We start from the raw sequence: 19,170 nt of genomic DNA, 5'->3' as shown, positions 1-19,170 counted from the left end.
GACGCGAGCTTGATCCGGAAAAGCGGGGCACCGGTTGTCTGGGAAAGCCATGCGGGAGGTCGCGACATGAGCAAGGAGAGCGCGATGAAAAGGACGTTGATCAGGTACAAGGCCAAGCCGGAGCTGGCCGACAGGAACGCCGAGCTGGTTTCGGCCGTATTTGCGGAATTGAAGGCGGCCGGGCCGGACGGCGTGCGCTATCTGACGCTGCGGCTGGAGGACGACACCTTCATCCATCTGGTCGAGGCCGCGGCCGAGGACGGCTCAAGCCAGATCCCGAAACTCAGGGCGTTTCAGGCATTCCAGGACGGCATCCGCGATCGCTGCGCCGAGCCGCCGCTGGTTCGTGATGTGAGGATCGTCGGCAACTACCGTATGCTGGACGAGTCCTGACCAGGCGAGGCGGAGGAGCAATGGCGCCAGAGCCACTGGCCACCATCGATATCGAGGCGCTGCTGGCGCGGATGCGGCCGAAGCTGCATCGCTACTGCGCGCGCATGGTCGGCTCGGTCGTCGACGGTGAGGATGTGCTGCAGGATGCGCTGATCAAGGCGATGGGAGCGCTGCAATCGGTCACGCCCGTCGTCAATACGGAGGGCTGGCTGTTCCGCATCGCGCACAACACCGCGCTGGATTTCCTGCGCCGCCGCAACCGGCAGGAGGCGCTTCATTCGGCTGAGGAGGTGGAGATGATTGCCGACCAGCTCGATGATGTGAAAAGCCGGCAGATCGCTGCGACCAGCCTGCGTACCTTCATGCGGCTGCCGGTGGCGCAGCGGTCCAGCGTGATCCTGATGGACGTGCTCGGCTGCTCGCTTGCCGAGGTCTGCGACATCATGGATTTCAGCCTGCCGGCGGTGAAGGCCGCGCTGCATCGTGGGCGCACGCAGTTGCGTGAGTTCGCCGGGGAGCCGGACGACGCGCCGCAGCCGGGCCTGTCGGAAGCCGACCGCACGCGGCTCAACGCCTATGTCGGCCATTTCAATGCCCGCGACTTCGACGCGATCCGCGCCATGATCGCCGATGATGTCAGGCTCGAACTCGTCAACCGCACCAGGCTGAACGGCAAGGCCGAGGTGTCGCGCTATTTCGGCAATTACTCGAAGATCAGCGACTGGCACCTGGTGACGGGGCAGGTCGACGGACGTCCCGCGATCCTGGTGTTCGATCCGAACGAGCCGAGCGGGCGGCCGAAATATTTCATGCTGTTGAACTGGTCCGCCGACAAGCTCGCCACCATCAGGGATTTTCGTCACGCAGCCTACGTTATCGATGGTGCGGAGTGCGTGGTGGATGGAGGGTGAGTGTACGTAGCGACCCATCCGCCGCACCTGAACGGAAACAAGGTTGAGCGCCATTCACCCTCCTATTGTGGGTGGACTTTAATCCACAAGCCTTCGAGCCAATGAAAGCGGCCAGAGGCATGGAGTGCACTGTCGCTGTAATCGGCTTGGCACCTATTCGCGTGGCCGGCAGCGTGGTCTGCGATTCAGTTTCAATGACCGCTGAGCGGGAAGGGGGCACCGACCTGGCCGGTGGCCTCGCCGCTTGTTGGAGAGTCCCGCGGGTGCTATTGGTCTCCACCACCTCTTCGCTTCCATTCAGTCTGGGCAGAACATCTATGGCGCGCGTTGCTCGAGTGGATTTGCCGCAACGTTCGGTGCTCAAGCCGCTCTACGCCAAGGCGGGCTTCGCTGACGCATTCGCGATCGATCTGCCGAGCCATGCGACGGGCGACGCCGAGCGCCTCGCCACCCATATGCTTATGGGTCAGGCGCGATGGGTCGGCTGGCTAGTGGCTCTAAGGGACACTTTGGTTGCCGGGTTTGGTCTTAAGACATCGTCTGAATTGCGCGATGACGTTGCGACCGACAGGATCGATTTCTTTCGGGTCTACGATCGGCGTCGTCATGAGATTATTCTTGGCGAGGACGATCGCCATCTCGACTTCCGTTTGTCCGTTTTGGTTGAAGAGTCCGCCTTGTGCCGCCGACTTGTCGCCACAACGGTCGTGACCTTCAATCATTTGGGAGGGCGGGCCTATATCGCGGGAATCGCGCCCTTCCATCGCCTGATCGTAAAGTCGTCCTTGCGTCGAGCCGAGCGATCGGGCTGGCCAGCTGAACTGTAAGGTCGCGCGCCGCGGCGCAAGAGCGGAGCACGGGCGTGCCGCCCCTGTGGCACATAACAGCGATTTAATCTCTCCGGCTGCGAAGTATTCGAGATCTCAAACGTTAGCTTACGAGAGTCCTCGCATCCGGCGAGCGCTACACAGGAGTTCCCTCATGCATCGTCATCTTGCCATCGCCGTCCTTGCGGCCGTTTCCACCTTGACCGTCGCGGCATCCTCTACCGCCGCGTCCGCAACCGAGGTGCAAGACAATTATTGCCTGCAGGGCCGCCAATCGGGCTACCCCGGCAATTGCGAGTTTTCTACCTATGAGCAGTGCCGCGCCACCGCGAGCGGCACCAACGAGAGCTGCGGTATCAACCCGATGCGGGCCTACGCGCCGCAGCAGCAACGGCACGTGCTGCATCGCAGCCGGGATTGAGCGGCAAGCGATGAAGGGCGCCGGCGACGGCGCCCATGTTCGATGTGGCTGCTCCACCGAAGCAGCCGCAATGCGTCGGGACGCATAGGCTGCCCGTCGATGGCAAGCAATCCAGCGCTGTCGTCGTCATCTCCCGAAACCGCGAAAGACCCGATGCGGCCCTCGATCGCAAACATCGGGAATCGCGGCGACCGGAGTACTCGAGAATCTTCGCGATCGGAGAGGCGAGCGCGATCATGTCCAGGTTCCTGCAATGGTTCTTTCGGAATCGCGAAACCGGTGACATCACGATCGCCCAGGCCCCCAACCTCGTTCTCTGGGTCGTCATCGTGGCCGGTGCCCTGCGCTGGATCTGGCAGCCGCCGGGCACTGCCGCTATTGCCCTGGACATCGTGTTTAAAGGCGGCCTCATCGTTTGGGCCCTCGACGAGATTTTCCGCGGGGTGAACCCATGGCGGCGCTGTCTTGGCGGAGCCGTGCTGGCTTATGAGCTCACGACCTTTCTGTGATGGATCGCCCAGAATACTGCACGAAGCTTGATGTTGCCGGCCGGAATACCAGTGGCTTCATGGTGCGGGCTATTGCGGTGACAGTGCTTGACTGCACCTCGTAAGATATTTGACCTTGTGAAAGATAAAGCTGGTCAGGATAGCCGACCGAGAACGAGAGCCATCCAACGATGACGACCTACGTGGCCCTGCTTTACAGTGTGGTTCTCCCGCTCGGCCGGCGATTGGCGATGGCCGAGCTGCGTGCTATGGCGCAAGGCCTCGGCCTCCACGACCCTAGAACCATCGGCGCGACGGGAAATCTGACGTTTGACAGCGACAAGGCGTCGATTTCCGAGTTGGAAGAAAATCTCGAAGCGGCCTTCAACGTGCGGTTCGGCAAGCATGTCGCAATCATCGTTCGCAACGCTGACGCGTGGCGACGCCTGCTACGCGCAAACCCGTTTCGTGCCGAAGCGACCGCTGATCCGCAAAGGGTCGCTGTTCGCGTGATGCGCAGTCCAATCCCGAAAGGCGGCGAAAACGCCCTGGCACGCTATATCAGCGATGAACGAATAGCCGTCGCCGGCGGCGATCTCTGGATCCATTTTACGGGCGATCCAGCGCGATCGCGTTTGCTTTCGGCGTTAGGCGCGGGGCGCCTGAAGGGCGTCGGCACGTTGCGCAACACGAATACGCTAAAGCGAATCGGTGACGCCGTGACTTCGGCCCGATCCAGCCGGGCTGATCAAAAATAAAATCGATTGCTGGGAAGTGCACTGTCATCGCAATCCCCCGGGAATAGAGCGGTCATCAACCCAACATCACCGCACCCCCGTGCCCTTGCAGCGCTGGCACTTCACCACCTTCTCGCCCTTCTTGAGCAAGCCTTTGCCCTCGCAATTTTTGCATTTCTGCTTCTTTTTGATGTTCGGGCCTTTTTCACTGACCATAAAATTCTCCTGCCGCGTGAGAGCGGTCGATTGGCGCCTTGTTTCGGTTGGGCTCGCCCGGCAGAACAGCCGAGTGGCGTGGGGTAAGCCCTGCACTATGCCGGTTTCGGCACGACCAGCACCGGCACGCTTCCATACACCAGGACCTCGGATGTCTGGCTGCCCAAAAACAGCTTCCTGAGGCCGCGACGCCCGTGAGAGGCCATGACGATCAAGTCGCAGCCTCTCGACTCTGCTGTTTCAATGATCGCAGTCGCCGGGTGCGCATTCGGAACGTGCAGGAGTTCCGCAGGCGTGCCGATCTGCTCCGACATGGCGCGCGCTTCATCGAGCACTTTGCCTGCACGGGCTTTGCAGGCTGCGTCATAGCTGTCAACCTCCTCCTGCGTCGGAATCCATCCCGAGGCGTGTCCGCTCCCATAGTCGACCGGCAGCGCTTCCGTCACCGTGATGATCGTCAGCCTGGCGTTCAACGCCTTCGCCAGGGCAATGCCATGCTCAACGCCTTTTCGCGCAACGTCCGATCCGTCCGTGCTCAAGAGAATGTTGGCGTACATTCGATCAATCCTCTGCTCTTCGAACAAAGTGATGCCTGGGCAATATGATCTTATACGCGCCGTGGGTCCATGTGCGTTTTCGGTCTTGCCGTTACAGCCTCAACAAAGCTCGCCGCGCGCCGCGTGGACACGTCCGGTTCTCGGCTGACTAAACCTTTATTCACGTTCGATGCAGGCAACCGAATCCGGCGTAGAGCTCTGTCTCGTGTCCGAGAAGATTGTACGCGCCTCGGAAACTACTTTGTGACTTGGGAATAAGTGCGCGACAACGCACGTCTAAGGGTGGTGGACCGGATCTCTTGCCTTGCGGGGGATCCCCCAAACGAAAGGAACCACCACGATGACACCATTCAAAAATCCCATTGCGTCAGTCCTGTCCAAGGCCCTGTTGACCGGACTGGTCGTCACCGCAATCTTCAGCACGCCGCTCCAGGCGCGTGAGCACCGCACCGGCGATCGGCGCACCGAGCAGGGCGTGGGGGCGAGCTCTCGCTTCGAGGGCGAGCGATCGATCGCTACGCCGGCCTACCACGCATTTGCGCCAGTACCCTCGGATCAACCGGGTGGAGTTTGCGATCACGGGGATAACCCGATGATATGCTGAGCATCCGACCTCGCCGGCGTTCGCAAGGATTGGCGCGCGGTGCGAAGCTCAAAGTAGCTTGGCCATTTTCATCGCAACTTGCCGCACAGTTTAACGCCATTTCGGCCGACTGAGCGGCAGATTGCAGACCTGGCCGCCATGCGTGTCGAGGCGGATCGGGTCAATGGCGTGCACTGTCGGGCCGCGGAGGCAGAGGGGTCATTGCTTCCAGTTGCGCTGTTCGCGTCGCCAACATGGCGAGCAAGCTCTTGTGCAGCCGATCCCCGGGTTCGAAATTTTGCGCGAGCCTTCGGACGGTCTCGACAAATCGCATGCGATACGTCGCCGCCCTGTCGACGTCGCCGTACTTCGCGAAGATCTCGGCGGCTGTGCGGTACACCCGCCAGGAAGCAATCGGGAAGTCGGCACTGTCGACGATCTCCAGCGCGCGAGACAGCTGCAACCGAGCCTCCGCTGAATTGCCCAAGGCAAGCGCAGTACGGGCGAGCAGTCCGTGGGCCTGGGCCAGGTGATTGAGATCCGGAGCCGTGGCCACATAGTCGTGGAGCTGGCGCGCACAGCTCTGGGCCTGCGTAAAGTCGTCAACCTGCAAGTAATATTCGCCGAGACAATGATACACCTGCGTCGCGGCGGTAAATTCGATGTCGATGCCTTCTTCATGCCTGCGGCGCTCGATGTCATCAAATTGCCTGCGAGCTCCCGACGGGTCGTTCAGCCCGACATAGGCCTTGGCAAGGACGGCCCGCTTGTGGAAGTAGGTCGACTGATCGCCGACCAGCAGACTATCGTCGACGCTTTCGCAGAGCTCACGGGCTCCATCAAAGTCCATCGCTTCGACGTGCAACCACGCAAGCGTCAGGCGGCACAATGCGCTGCTGGGGCCGTTCGCGTTCCTGACGGCCAGTTCGAGGCCGGCCGTGATTTCACGTCGCAATTCGCGCCACTCGCCCAGATGAATCAGCGCGATCGACTCAAGAACGTTGAACAGAACAAAAGTGTAAACGTCGCCGGCCAGACGCGCCAACCGCTTGCCTTCCGTGCCGGCGCGGCGGCACTCCTGGTACCGCGACCTCCAGCAATCGACGATACCGGATATTCCATTGCGCCTGATCAAGATGCCATAATTCGTGGCATTCGCGCTCAGCTCGATCGCCCTGTCGCAGAGCGTGGCGTCCTGTTTGCGCCAGCCGTTGAGGAACAGGTTGACGCTCGCGCTGCTGCCCTGGACCAGAGCCTTGAATGTGTCGTCCGCCAGCGCCTGGCTTCGCGACAGCACATCTTCAGCGGCCTCAAGGCAGGCGTGGCGATCCACGCGCAAGCAGAGGCTGCTCACCGCCGTGAGGCCGTTGAGCTGTTGCTTGATCTCGCCCGCTTGTTCCGCGCAGGCAATCATGTCTCGCAGATCACGGATGGAGCCGGCGAGGTCGCCGCACGAGCGAAGAGCCCAGCTTCGCTCCCGCAAAAGAGCGACGCGGGTTGAGAATTTGTCGGCAGCATCGAAACGATCGAGTATGCCAAGCGCGCGGGTGAGATAGCTTGCGGCCTCCGCATGGCCGAGGCGTTTCGTCGAGTTATTTGCCGCTTCCCGGAGGTAACGCAACGCGCTCGGAAAGTCGCGACCCTGCTCGAAGTGAAGTGCGAGCGCGGGCGCAATTTCGGGGGTGCGGCCGGCATAGGCCTCCTCCAGCCTCTTGCCCAGGAACTTGTGCGTTTGTGCGCGGCGCCCGGGCGGCAGATTTTGGTAAATGATGTTCTGATAGAGAATGTGACGGAAAGCGTAGCAGCCCGAATATGTGCCGTCGGGCCACTCGGCAACCCCCGAACGAACGAGGATTTGATCCTTCCGGATCGACGCTTCGATGTCCCTTTCAACGTCGATCGCATCGTCGCACAGGCCGGCCGCAACGAGGGCCGCAGAAAATTCTTCGCCGGCAACGCTGGCGACGTCGAGCAGACGCCGCTCGTTGTCGGTGAGGCGATCGAGCTCGTGGCCGATCATGTTCACGAGGCTGTCCGGAATGCGGTCTTGCGCAAATGCCGCCTGTGAGGACAGGCGCCATCCGTCGTCCGCTTCGATGATCGACTCCTGGTCGATCAAGTGCTTGAGCAGCGTGGCAACAAACAGGGGATGCCCTAGCGTTCGCTCGAAGACCGGCTTTGACAGGCTGGAGGCAAGTTCCTGGTCGCCGAAGCGCAATGCCAGGTAACGCTCGACCTCCGGACGCGACAACCGATCGAGGCGCAATTCGCTGCAATATCCATGAATCTCGAGATCCCGGTGCAGGCGAGGGATGGGATGCCCGCCGACGGAACTTTCGGCCGGACGATAGGAGCAGAGAACCAGCACGCGCGCCTTGCCGTTCCCGCGCGCGAAGCGAGACAGTACGTCGAGTGTCGCGAAGTCGCTCCAGTGCAGATCTTCGAGAACAAGAACCCTGGGGCGGTCGATGCTTAGCGCTTCCAGAAGATCGCAGAATTCGCGCAGCATCCGCTCGCGCGTCGCGCCGAACACCTCGTCCTGGAAAGCCGCGCGTTCCGATGCGTCGATGACGCCTGGCAATTGCAGGATCCAGGTGGGTGCGTGGGCGCGAACTGCCGAAATCAATTCCGGACCGTTCGCGCGATAACGGCTCACCAGCGCATCGATGAGTGGAAGAAAGACTTCGTCTGTTCCGAACCGTTCGGTGCAGCGCCCATAGAGCTGATCGAAGCCCTGTTCCGTCAGCTGCTCGAGCGCCTTGGCGATGAAGGCCGTCTTGCCGATCCCGGCTTCTCCGGTGACAAAAACCATCTGCCGTTTGCCGGACAGGACGTGCCGCGTCATCTGGTCGATCGTCGCGAAGGAGGGGGTCCGGCCGACCACCAGGGTGGAGATTTCGGTTTTCAGAGGTACGACCGCGTTCTCGACCTCCCTGGCCGCTTCCCGCACCGTGCCGATAAAGCGGACGCCTTTGCGCGGCAAAGTCTTGATCAGCCGCTGCGCCTCGCCGGAATCGCCTATTCCGGTACGGGCTGCGTTGATGCGGGTGGTGAGCGCCGACTCCGAGACGATGCGCCCGCCCCAGATCGCACCGATCAGATCGTCCTTGGTCACCACCCGGGTGCGGTGGCGGATCAGATATTCGAGGATGTCAAAAACCTGGGGCTGCAACGGGATCGTACGTCCGTCACGGCGCAATTCCCGCCGGTCGGTGTCGAGGACAAACTCGTCAAATAGGTACAGCAAAACAATGCCTTCGGAGGTGTGCGCAAGGCGGATATTCAACCGGTACGCGGGCCCGAAAGCAAGCACACCCTTCAGAATCAAGGAAACGATAAGAACAAATTAAGCTCGCCTTAAAGCGTGGCGCGGCGTCCCGCTCGATACTTCCAGCCGTATCCAGTCACTCACACAAGGTGTTTGTGTCATGCGCTTGGAAGAAAAGGCGCGGCGTCTCACCCGCGTGTTCTATGGGTTGTTGCTTCAGAAGATGTTTCAGTCGATCGCGGCATCCTCCGCACCATTGTTCAGCAGCAGAGCTTCAACCAGAAGCGATGCGTTGTTTTCAGCGAGTTCGTTTGTCGCCTCCACAGGGTCTTCCCGAAAGGAAGGCTGGTTTGGACGCCTCCTTCAAGCGCTCCACCATTCGCGACGGCTGCAGGCAGAGCGCACCCTTCGACAGAATCGTCACCTGACCGACAATGGGTGGCCCCAGTTTGCCTCTCGGTCAGATGTTGGAGGGCGAGACAATGCCGGTCAGTGAAAAGTCGCCCGAACGCAAGCTTCGGATTTCGGCGCCGGGCGAGAATACGCTGCTCGCAACGATCGCCATCTGCGTTGTCATTTTTCACATTCTTGCAGCCACGATGTTGACGTCGACCCGCCAGAGCGATGCTGGGGCACCGCCCGAGCCGCCCGGACTGTCGTCCGGGGACTGATCGCCAGCTCGCTATTCCAGGATTTGACAGACAAGAAGGGTTAGCTCATGGGCGACATGGCGTCGTTTTGCCTGCTCAGCATCGCCGTGTTTTGCGGCGCTTTCGTCTCGGGCCTCGCGGGCTTTGCCTTTTCGGCGGTGGCTGGCGCGATTCTCCTTCACGTTCTCCCACCACGGGAGGCGGTCCCGCTGATGATGGCCTGCAGCATCACCGTGCAAGCCGCGGGTCTTTGGGCCTTGAGAAAAAGCATCTGCTGGAAGCAGAGCTCGGGACTGGTCGTCGGCGGATTGCTCGGCGTTCCGATCGCCGTGTGGTTGCTGCAAGCGGCGGACGCCCGGATCTTCAGGGAGAGCTTTGGTCTCGCCGTCGCCTGCTACGCGGCCTACACGTTATTCCGGCCGGCGCTTTCTCATCGCTTGCAGATGAATGCGGGACGTAATGCATTGATCGGCTTCAGCGGAGGCTTTGTCGGCGGGTTGACGGCAATGCCGGGTGCAATACCGACCATATGGTGTGACATCCACGGCGTGCCGAAAACCGAACAGCGCGGAATGGTTCAACCCTTCATCGCCGCCATGCAGATATTCGCACTTGTTCTCATGCTGATCCGAGGAGATCTGTCGACAAAGGTCCTGGCTGACTTCGCCGTCGGCATCCCGGCGCTCGTTGCAGGAACGGCGCTCGGGATTTACGTCTTTCGCTGCGTCAATGACGCGCTGTTCCGGCGAATTATTCTCAGCATCTTGCTGGTTTCGGGACTGTTGCTGGTATTGTAGTTACGCCGGTCGCGCCTCCAGTTACAATGGCAGCCATTCGAGTACGGCGCGCAGTAGCACTGCCGCCGTAATCCCTTGAGCGAGAGCCGAACCATTCGGTGGGCCGTGCTGCTGCCCCAGCCGAGGTCATCTTTCGCTTGCCAGAGGCTGCTGCTGGTCAAAACGCGCGACCTCGCGGGTGCAGCTCCGTTGGGTGGGTTGTCGACGGCGTCCGCCTCCTCCAAGTCAGGCAATACCTAAAATTCGATCGATCTGATTAGGCGGACCTTATGCCCGATCCAAGGCGGCGGGAATGACTTTACCGCGTGTTCAGGTCTGGGTGGTGTCATCGCCCATTGCTTTGAAATCCCGCTTTTGTCGTTCGATCATTTTCAAACTGCGAGCGCATCAATGGCTGCTATCACGTCATTCTTGGTCGAGCTGGACGAAGCAGTTGCGAGAGGAAATCCCGAGAGTTGTCTGCGGGCGCTCTGGCATGCGGCGGACATCCTGATCGCCGGCACTTATTCCGAGGAGCAGATCTGGACGTTCGGTGAGGTCATCGGTCGTCTCGCGCAAGAGATTGAAACGAGCGCGCGGGCGAAGCTCGCGGGAAAGCTCGCATGCAGCTCAAACGCGCCCTATGCGTTGACCCGGCAGATGGCAAGCGACGACTGCATCGATGTCGCATGGCCGGTTCTCAGTCAGTCGGAGCGCCTCGACACCGAGACATTGATTGCGTGTGCCAAGAACAAGAGCCAGCAACATTTGCTTGCAATCTCCAAACGGCAAACGGTCCCGGAAACGGTCACCGATGTCCTGGTGGTGCGCGGATCTCCCGAGGTCGTAACCTCGGTCGCTTCAAATGCCGGGGCGAACCTCTCCAAATCCGGATTTCTGCACCTGGTGCGGCGGTCGGAAGGGGATTCGATCCTCGCTGAATCGGTGGGACTTCGAAAGGATATTCCTCGACATCTCTTCCACCAGTTGATCGCCAAAGCCTCTGAAGAGGTGCGGCAAAAGCTGAAGAGGGAGCGTCCGGATATCGAACATCAGGTCCATCGCGTCGTCGTCGATGTCACCGGGGCCATTCACGCCAGGTTTGGCCCGGCGTCGAAGGATTACTTCACTGCGAAACGCACGGTGGCAAAACTGCACGAGAGAGGCGAATTGACGGAAGACAAGGTCTTCGAGCTTGCTCACTCTCTCAAGTTCAACGAGACCACCGTTGCCCTGTCGTTGCTCTGTGGGCTTCCAATAGACGTCGCGGAACGGGCATTGATCGAGAAGGATCGCGAGCCGGTGTTGATCCTGGCCAAGTCTCTCGATTTCTCATGGCCCACCACGATGGCGCTGCTGTTCCTGGGCGCGGCCAACTACCGGATAACCGTTGGCGAGCTGGATCAATTGAAGATCGATTTCCACCGGTTGAATGTCAAAGCGTGCCGGGAGGTCGTCACCATCTACCGAACGCGAAAGGAGGAGGTTTTCGGCGGCTCGTTTCAACAGCCTCGGCGCATGATCTAGGATCGCAATTGCGGCGACACAATTACGGTGACAGTGCACTTAATTCATGGGCCTTCGAACCCGTGAAACGGCCGGACTCACTGAGTGCACTGTCACCGCAATCCCGACGTCAGACATCCATGGATGTGGGGGCGGCTCACGCAATGGTGAGCGTGCCGATTTGCCGTTCGCGCAGCTGTGATTTTCCACTGCGTGTCTTTTCCCAAGCGCATACCTACCTAATCCTTGTCAAAAAAATTCGCAGGAAACGCTTTCAACAGAGCAGCCGATTCTAGCCAGCGCGAACGCTCCGCACGAAAACAACAACCGTTCGGAGTACGATTATGATTGGATTCAGGACTTCCATTATTGCAGCGATGATGTCGATTGGCGCGGTAAGCTCTGCAAGTGCCCAGTGCCCGACGTGGGCGACTCAAAATCCAGCTTCGTTTCAGGCGCAATATCCCAATAGGGATATATTGAACGACTGCGAGTTAACGCCAGCAGGCAGAATGGGCCTCGAACTCCCCGGCGGCGCGGCTCCCTGGTATGGGGCCAACAGGGCTTATGGGGCAATGCCTGGCGTTGCTCAACACCACAGCTTTCAGCACCGATCGCGGTGAGTAGTGGCCGTTCTTTTCGGGACGGTTGCGTTGCAGGCCCAGAAATCGGGAGACAAGTCGATGACATCACAAACCGACGAGGCCGCGCAGTCCAGGCTTATGGCGGACATCCCGTACGATCAGCAGACGAAGATTACCATCGAGCGCAGAGGCCAAATTGTACTGATTGGCATCAATCGGCCCTACATCGACAACCGGCTGGATCCGGATGCGACAGAAAGCGTGGCGAGAGCATACTACGAGTATGATCGGGACCCCTCGCTCCGTGCGGCGGTTCTGTTCGGCTATGGCGACCGCTTCTCCAGAGGTGTCGATGTCGATGCCTACAAGGCATTCGCTCAGTCTGGAAAAAAGATGATGGATGGGCCCGGCTTCATCGACCCTCTAGGGCGGACCGGGCCAGCGCTCACGAAGCCTCTGGTTGTCGCGGTGCATGGCGACACCTGGAATATGGCGCACGAGCTTTTCCTTGTAGCGGACATACGCGTAGCGTCGGAAGACACGGAGTTCGGTCAGGATGAGAACACGCACGGCCGTTTTCCCGGAGGCGGTGCAACGGTTCGTTTCCCCAGAGAAGCCGGATGGGGAAATGCCATGCGGTTCATTCTAACAGGCGATCATTGGGGTGCGAAGGAAGCCCTCCGGATGGGAACGGTTCAGGAAGTGGCCCCAAACCGAGATGCGGCTCTCGCGAAGGCTGTCGAGATCGCCAACAAGATCGCCGCATGCGGCCCTCTCGGGATTAAGACGTCCCTGGCCTCCTCCCATATGGCGCTCGAAGACTCTCAGACGGCGCTCGCTAAGCTCGGCGACCAATATAGTGCGCTGCTCACGACCAGGGATTTCCAGGAAGGCCGTGATGCCGAGGCACAAAAGCGTCCACCCGTTTACGAGGGACGGTGACAACAAGCTCGCGAACGGTCGTGTTGCGTTCGCGTATCGCCAGCGTATTTCGTTCTACCAAGTCTCGCCGAAGGGCAGGCGCTCTTCGACTGTTGGGCGACGTGCCACGCCTCATTGGGATGGCGGCGGGCTGGATAAAGAAGTCGTTGGGTGCATCGGGACGGCGAGCGCGCGTCCATTCGAGGTCAATCACCGCGTCGATCAGGACATAGGCGACGTGGACCCCTTTTGGCCCCAGATTCCCTGCGATCGACTCGGCACGATTACGGTGACAGTTTCATGAGCCATCGAACCCGCGAAAGCGGCCGGAGTCATTGAGTGCACTGTCACCGTAATCTCAGAATTGGTTGTTTCGCTGGTTGACGAAAGGGCGAAGCGGGAAGGGCGGGGCCAAGCGTCGCACGGTCCACTTCAGAGGGCTAAGCGGAATAGCGCCATAGAGCCGCCGAGGGCAGCCTTTGACCCATCTCGACCATCCCCCGGCGAATGCCGGTTGGGCAACGGGCTCGCTAAATTGCCGCACAGACCGCTGCAAGGTGCTAACCTCACCAGCCAATAGCGTGGCCCGTACAGGGGGGACACATGCGACGGCGGGAGTTCATCGAATATCTCGGCGTTTTTGGCGCTGCAGCAGGATCGACATTGTTTGGTCAAGGCTCAAGAGCGCAGCCCGCGCGAAAACGTCCGCTCATCGCATGGGCAGGACCTGCACCTCCGGGGGTGACGTTGCCCCAATTCATGGTGGACTTGGCGTTCGGCAATTTCGTTAAGGGGCTCTCGGAGTTCGGCTACGAGCAAGGCCGTAACATCGATATCATTCGGCGAACGGACATCTTCCGGGACCGGGTACCATCGATTGAGGAGATGGTGGCTCTGCTCAAACCCGATATCATCGCTGTGCCAGCAACACTGGAAGCCGTCGCTGCCCGAAAGGCAACATCGACAATACCGATTGTCTGTCCCGCGCTTGCCGATGCGGTCCATCTCGGCTTGATTGCCAGCGAAGCTCGCCCAGGAGGAAATGTAACGGGCATTGAGCCCTACATCGCCGGTTTGCCGACCAAGCAAATTGAACTCGCGCGAGAAATCGTGCCGAAGGCAAGGCGCGTCGGACTGCTCATCAACATGAACGATCCCAAGGGTCCGCCTCAAGTCGGGGATTTGAGGGCAGCTTGTGGGGCTTTGAGCCTCAGCGTGGTCGAAGCCGATGCCGGTACGGCGCAGGACATTCCGAATGCGCTCGCGGCGCTGGCGAACGAAGGGGTCGATGTCGCCGTTGTCCTTCAGACAAACCTGCTGCTCAACATGAGCGAGCAGATCGGTGCTATCGCCCTTGAAAAGCGGCTGCCGACCGTCTTCGGATATCGCGAGCACGTTGTCCACGGCGGCCTTGTGAGCTATGGCGTTGACTTGCGCTGGTGCTATCGTCGCGCCGGCTATTTCGTGGACAAGATCCTCAGGGGGGGCACACCCGGGCGATCTTCCCATCGAATTTCCAAGCAAGCTGTGGTTGGCAGTCAACCTCAAAACGGCAAAGGCTCTCGACGCGGCTGTACCGCCAGGGCTCCTCGCCCGCACCGACGAAGTGATCGAGTGAGGACGGCTTACTTCTACTGATGGCCCCAATGCGAAGTGCAAGCGAACTGCGAAGTGGTCCGCTTATCGGGGCGGACCGGAAGTGACCGGCCGACTTCCCAAGCGCCGTTTTTGACCCGTTGCGGACATTGCGTCGCACGGTTAGGGCGGGCTGCCAGCCCTTTTCTCGCTCGGCTCCCGGTTGAAAGATGCTAGGCTGTATGCCTCAGTCGGGCGCTTCAAACGAGTAACTTAATGAGGCGGCGCGAGTTCATCACGCTCGTCGGCGTTGCCGCGTTTATGGGCCCGAGCCCGGCGCGGGCGGAGCAGGCGAGAAAGCTACCCATCATCGGATTCTTGGGCCCGGCCTGGTCGGCCCAGGATTTCGAGGATCGGTTGCGCGAACTCGGTTGGATCGCGGGGCGGACCGTTGCGATCGAGTATCGCTCTGCGGAGGGACATACCGAACGCTCCAACGAAATTGCGACCGAGTTCGTCCGGCTCAAGGTGAATGTCATCGTCACGGTGGGGGGATCTCCGACCCTCGCGGTAAAACGTGCGACATCGCTCATCCCAATTGTCTCCATTTCTGGCGACCCTGTTGGCAGCGACCTCGTCGCAAGTTTGGCCCGACCGGACGGCAATGCGACCGGCCTGGCGCTCAACCCCATCAGTCTTGCCGGTAAGCGCCTCGAGCTGTTGCGCGAGGTTGTCCCGGGTTTCCGCCGCTTGTCCGTTATGGTCAATGCCAATAGCCCCGGTTTCAAAAACAGGATGGATGAGGTGCAGGCGGCGGCATCCGCGCTCGGCCTCGAGGCGACGATACTGGAAATCCGGCGCGCAGAGGACGTTGCATCGGCTTTCGAGGCCCTCAGGGAACGTGCGGACGCACTCTATGCCGTCGGCGTCCCACTCACCTTCGCCATTGCGACCCGAGCGCTGACCGCGCGAATTCCAACGATGTTTGAATACCGAGAGTTCGTCGATGCGGGCGGGCTGATGTCCTACGGCGTGGACGCAACCCACCTATGGCGGCTTGCCGCGACCTTTGTCGACAGGATTTTGCGCGGGGCGAAGCCCGCCGACTTGCCAGTCCAGCAGCCGACCAAGTTCGACCTCGTCATCAATCTGAAAACCGCCCGGGCACTCGGTCTGAAAGTACCGGAGTCATTCCTGTTACGCGCCGACGAGGTGGTTGAATGAGCGCGGCTGCCGGGCAGCCACCAAGGGACCGCCGCCCAGGAACTGGCTGGAACGTATGTCGGCCCGAGCTGCATGGTGTGAGACGAGAGCAAATATCGCTGCATTGGACAACACGCCGAGATTTCGCGAGAGCCGGCACGGCGGGCCTCCAGCTCCTATTTCGCGTTCGCGAAAGCATCCGCTGCGTAGACGACCTTGCCACCCACGACCGTCAGCAGAGACGCCGTGGCGCCAATTTGCTCGACGGGGACGGACATGAAGTCCCGATCGAGAATCGCGAAGTCGGCGAGCTTGCCGTTTTCGAGCGTGCCGCGCCGCGTCTCGTCGAAGCAGAACCAGGCGCTTCCCACGGTGTAGAGGCGCAAGGCCTCTTCGCGGCTGGGTGTTTCGTCCGGCCCGCGCGTCGAGTGTCCGCCGACGGTCTTGCCGTCGAGCATCCATTGCAGCGCAACGAACGGATTGTAGGATGCGACCCGATGCGCATCCGTGCCGGCCCCGACATGGACGCCCGTCCGCAACGCCGTGACGATGGGCGGCATGCTTCGCGCGGCTTCGCCCGCCTGCGCCACGATACGGTCGCCTCCGAGGTACATGGCGTCCTGCATGGTCCAGCCCACACCAAGGGCCTTCATCCGCGCCAGCGTTTCGGGCGAGGTGTTGTCGAGATGGGCGATGGACCAGCGCAGCGGCGCGATCGGCGTCTCCTTGTTGACCTCTTCATAGAGGTCAAGGAGCTGATGGACGGATTTGTCTTCCTGCCAATGGATGGTGACCGTCAGCCCTTGTTTTGCCGCCCAGCGAATGATCTCGAGGAACCTGTCCTTCGCCGCCGCGTCGGGCGCGTTGTTGTTGTACATGGCGCCGGTGATCCGCTCGCCGATTCCGTTGAATCGCAGCATGTCGTCGCCGAATCCCATCGGCAGGAACGGCGTGAGGTTCTTGTACTCCTCGAATTCGGCGTCGACATTCTGGGCGAACAGGCTGTAGGCGACACGCACCGAAAGTGATTTCTCGCGCCAGAGCTTTTGCAGGGCGGCGTAGTGGCTGGGATAGATGCTGAAGCCGCCGGGATCCACGATCCCGGTAATTCCGAGACGATTGAGCTCCGTGAAGAACTGCCGGGTTCCGGCGACATTCTCTTCGAAATTGGGCCTCGGCAGGCGATCGAACAGCGCGGAGATACTGACGATGGAGCCGTTGAACCAGCCCGTGGTTTCGCCCGATGCGGCGCGCTCGGCCGTGATCCCGGCCGGCAACTGATCCGCGGAGATCCCGAGGGCTTGCTGCGCCTTCGGCGTCATCAGCAGCGCCGAATAGAACAGCTGGATGTAGGCCGGATTGTCAGGCGCGGCCGACATCACCTCGGCGAGCGTCGGCCGCCGCTTCTCCGCAAATTGCAACTCGCTCCAGCCACCGGCCACGATGATCCAGGACGCCGGGCGCGCTTTGGCCGCCTGGCGCAAGCGTTCCATGGCTTCGCCAATGGTCTTTGCGCCGATCCAGTTGACCTCGGTGGCGTAGGTGAGGCCGGCGCGCACGGCGTGAATATGGGAATCGATCAAGCCCGGAATGATCGTGCGTCCGCCGGCGTCGACGCGGCGCGTCGCGGGCCCGATCAGGCCTTCCATGGCATCGTTGCCGCCAACTGCAACGATCTTGCCTTCGCGGACGGCGAGCGCCTGCGCGATCGTCGATGCAGGATCCAGCGTCACGATCTTTGCGTTCGTGACAATGAGGTCGGCCTTTTGTGCGTAAGCCGAAGTGGCCCAGCACGCGATCACCAAAATCGCCAGAAGCTTGCGCATGTTCAGTCCCGGAATGAGAGAGGCAGGAACGGCGCCACACATCCGCCGCTGGATGCGCTCGCGGGCATCGCGTGTCGCAACGGGGAGTGTCGCGATCTTGATCATGTCTGGCTCCAACAAAATCAGCCGGTCCACCGGAAAATTCGCTCAAGGCCCAAATCATTGATTTCGCAGCCCGCCTTCGCCCGTCGGGCTTCGGCGCCTTCGCCCGCTTCGCTTGCCATTTGTGGCGCTGGCTCGCCGAGCCGAAGCTCGCAAAGCGTGTCGGGACCAATCAAAAGCGAGTCGCTTAACCCATTGATTTATCTTGGCCTGCCAAAAATTCGCGAGTCGAAAAACCAAACAATCATGAGTCGATCTTCACCAAAATCCAAAACCCGAGAGTCGATAGGGAAAGCGCGCTCGATATTGAGTTCCGAGTTCGCGTTGCCCGCTAAATGTCGTAGGTCGAAGTCTCGTCAAAAGCAGCCTAGCGTGCCGCGACTCGTGAACTAAATTTAGGCCGCGAATTCTGACAAAAGCTCGAGCCAACAACCTAGTACTTGATGGATGGGCGGAACTCCGCTGAACCAAGGGCTCGGCTCTTGATCCTAGCCACAAACGCCGGCTGCGAACTCACTCTTGCTGCTCAGCCCTCTCAAGGCTGAAACAGGGGTTCGATTCCCCTAGGGAGCGCCAGCAAGTGTTTTCAGTCACTTACATCAACAAATAGCGGCGCTAGCGGCATTCGATAGCGGCAATTCGCGTGGGCGTCATGCTCGCCGGGCGAGTGCTTCGTGAAGTTGAATTTGGTTGGATATGGAAATCGACGAAAACCTGATCCGCCGCGACCTGACGTCGGCGCAACGGGCGAAGCTGATCTCCAAGCGAAAGGCGGCTTGACGGCCTTATGGACAGTTTCGCCAAGGACACGGCGGCAAAATCTGGCAAGTCCGAGCGATCGATTGAGCGCGACGTAACCCGCGCCAAAGCGCGAGGCTCCGACCTTGATCGCGTGGCCGGGACGTCGCTGGAGAAGGAGTGCTTAACTGGACGCGCGGGCGTGCTGCAGACCACAGTAGCGCTTGTTCCAGATTTAACCTTCCGCGACGACATCAAGCTTAATCCGCGTCTTCGATTGCACCCGAGCTGCGGAGCGCTAACCTCTCTGCACCGGACATTGCCCCGTCCGGGTTCACCATGGCGAGGTCGTCGCGCCAAGATATTCGGCGCGGCGGCTTCGTTTATCTACCGCAACGGTATGAGCTTCATTTGGCGAATAAGCCCGACGATGACCGGTTCGATCTCGTTGAGATGCGACGACAGATCACGAACTTACGCTCGCAACACTCTGACAATCTTCTCGTCACATCGCGATTGAACCGCTTCTTCGTGAAGATTGCATTCTTATCTGAGCCGAAGGATGCAGCACACGCGCAGCACCTGCGGTCCGAATTCGCGCGGACGCTGCAAGGTATTGAAACGATCGTCACCCGGAGGCCATCTGCGAAGCGATCTGGTATCGTTAAGCGGCCCAAGTAATACTAACGCGGGTGCGCTCTTGCGCTCGCCGGGTCCGGGGCCGATGGTCGATGGAGTCGCGAAGTCGTCCTCGTTTCGCGTATCGAAGCCGCATCGCCGCGTTGGCGTTGATGCACCGCATTCCGAGCTTCGCAACATCGCCGGATTTCGTCGGGGAAGGTGGTCTACTCGCTTACGGTGCGTCGAGACGGCGTCTTTTTATTCGAT

Annotated in this window: 17 protein-coding genes; 13 read left to right on the top strand and 4 right to left on the bottom strand. The window is 60.4% G+C overall.

Annotated elements, in window-relative coordinates; all coding sequences use genetic code 11:
* Positions 1–84: 84 nt before the first annotated feature.
* From IVB46_RS07290 to IVB46_RS07265, 6 genes are all read left to right on the top strand, one after another.
* Entirely contained in the window at positions 85–393 is a 309-nt protein-coding gene (locus IVB46_RS07290; RefSeq protein WP_247311805.1) for a hypothetical protein, read from the top strand.
* Between the two features lie 20 nt (positions 394–413).
* Complete coding sequence (locus IVB46_RS07285; RefSeq protein ID WP_247311808.1) at positions 414–1,304, top strand: sigma-70 family RNA polymerase sigma factor; 891 nt, start codon at positions 414–416, stop codon at positions 1,302–1,304.
* A 317-nt stretch (positions 1,305–1,621) separates the two neighbouring features.
* Entirely contained in the window at positions 1,622–2,131 is a 510-nt protein-coding gene (locus IVB46_RS07280; RefSeq protein ID WP_166349883.1) for a DUF2867 domain-containing protein, read from the top strand.
* A gap of 154 nt (positions 2,132–2,285) precedes the next feature.
* On the top strand, positions 2,286–2,552 hold the full coding sequence (locus IVB46_RS07275) for a DUF3551 domain-containing protein (protein WP_085403284.1): 267 nt from the start codon (positions 2,286–2,288) through the stop codon (positions 2,550–2,552).
* Between the two features lie 236 nt (positions 2,553–2,788).
* Positions 2,789–3,061: a hypothetical protein gene (locus tag IVB46_RS07270; RefSeq protein WP_247311847.1), complete on the top strand. Its 273-nt coding sequence runs from the start codon at positions 2,789–2,791 to the stop codon at positions 3,059–3,061.
* A gap of 170 nt (positions 3,062–3,231) precedes the next feature.
* A complete protein-coding gene (locus tag IVB46_RS07265; RefSeq protein WP_247311812.1) occupies positions 3,232–3,798 on the top strand; it encodes a DUF1697 domain-containing protein in 567 nt (188 codons plus the stop codon).
* A gap of 66 nt (positions 3,799–3,864) precedes the next feature.
* On the opposite strand, the gene IVB46_RS44845 is transcribed toward IVB46_RS07265, so the two are convergent.
* Both IVB46_RS44845 and IVB46_RS07260 read right to left on the bottom strand, forming a co-directional pair.
* A complete protein-coding gene (locus IVB46_RS44845) occupies positions 3,865–3,993 on the bottom strand; it encodes a hypothetical protein (protein WP_256376431.1) in 129 nt (42 codons plus the stop codon).
* A 95-nt stretch (positions 3,994–4,088) separates the two neighbouring features.
* Complete coding sequence (locus IVB46_RS07260) at positions 4,089–4,550, bottom strand: universal stress protein (RefSeq protein WP_085403286.1); 462 nt, start codon at positions 4,548–4,550, stop codon at positions 4,089–4,091.
* Between the two features lie 340 nt (positions 4,551–4,890).
* Between IVB46_RS07260 and IVB46_RS07255 the strand changes: the two genes are divergently transcribed.
* The gene (locus tag IVB46_RS07255) at positions 4,891–5,154 is read left to right on the top strand and encodes a hypothetical protein (RefSeq protein ID WP_063985324.1); all 264 of its coding nucleotides are present in this window, start codon (positions 4,891–4,893) and stop codon (positions 5,152–5,154) included.
* A 160-nt stretch (positions 5,155–5,314) separates the two neighbouring features.
* Here IVB46_RS07255 and IVB46_RS07250 read toward each other — a convergent pair whose 3' ends face one another.
* Positions 5,315–8,419 carry an AAA family ATPase gene (locus IVB46_RS07250; protein ID WP_247311815.1) on the bottom strand — a complete coding sequence of 1,035 codons (3,105 nt, stop codon included), beginning with the start codon at positions 8,417–8,419 and terminating at the stop codon, positions 5,315–5,317.
* Positions 8,420–9,119: 700 nt separating this feature from the next.
* On the opposite strand from IVB46_RS07250, the gene IVB46_RS07245 reads away from it, so the two are divergent.
* From IVB46_RS07245 to IVB46_RS07225, 5 genes are all read left to right on the top strand, one after another.
* Positions 9,120–9,848, top strand: coding sequence for a sulfite exporter TauE/SafE family protein (locus tag IVB46_RS07245; RefSeq protein WP_247311821.1), 729 nt, complete (start codon positions 9,120–9,122; stop codon positions 9,846–9,848).
* 390 nt (positions 9,849–10,238) lie between these two features.
* On the top strand, positions 10,239–11,354 hold the full coding sequence (locus IVB46_RS07240) for a DUF2336 domain-containing protein (RefSeq protein ID WP_247311824.1): 1,116 nt from the start codon (positions 10,239–10,241) through the stop codon (positions 11,352–11,354).
* Positions 11,355–12,016: 662 nt separating this feature from the next.
* Positions 12,017–12,859 carry an enoyl-CoA hydratase-related protein gene (locus tag IVB46_RS07235; protein ID WP_247311827.1) on the top strand — a complete coding sequence of 281 codons (843 nt, stop codon included), beginning with the start codon at positions 12,017–12,019 and terminating at the stop codon, positions 12,857–12,859.
* Positions 12,860–13,441: 582 nt separating this feature from the next.
* Positions 13,442–14,476, top strand: coding sequence for an ABC transporter substrate-binding protein (locus tag IVB46_RS07230; protein WP_247311830.1), 1,035 nt, complete (start codon positions 13,442–13,444; stop codon positions 14,474–14,476).
* A 213-nt stretch (positions 14,477–14,689) separates the two neighbouring features.
* On the top strand, positions 14,690–15,637 hold the full coding sequence (locus tag IVB46_RS07225) for an ABC transporter substrate-binding protein (protein WP_247311833.1): 948 nt from the start codon (positions 14,690–14,692) through the stop codon (positions 15,635–15,637).
* Positions 15,638–15,792: 155 nt separating this feature from the next.
* Here the strand turns inward: IVB46_RS07225 and IVB46_RS07220 are convergent, their stop codons facing one another.
* Positions 15,793–17,547 carry an amidohydrolase gene (locus tag IVB46_RS07220; RefSeq protein ID WP_247311836.1) on the bottom strand — a complete coding sequence of 585 codons (1,755 nt, stop codon included), beginning with the start codon at positions 17,545–17,547 and terminating at the stop codon, positions 15,793–15,795.
* 784 nt (positions 17,548–18,331) lie between these two features.
* Between IVB46_RS07220 and IVB46_RS07215 the strand changes: the two genes are divergently transcribed.
* Positions 18,332–18,802 carry a hypothetical protein gene (locus tag IVB46_RS07215; RefSeq protein WP_247311838.1) on the top strand — a complete coding sequence of 157 codons (471 nt, stop codon included), beginning with the start codon at positions 18,332–18,334 and terminating at the stop codon, positions 18,800–18,802.
* The last annotated feature ends 368 nt before the right edge of the window (positions 18,803–19,170 follow it).

The organism is Bradyrhizobium sp. 61 (genome assembly GCF_023073075.1).
Classification (GTDB): Bacteria; Pseudomonadota; Alphaproteobacteria; order Rhizobiales; family Xanthobacteraceae; genus Bradyrhizobium; species Bradyrhizobium barranii.
This window is presented reverse-complemented; position numbering and strand designations above follow the sequence as displayed.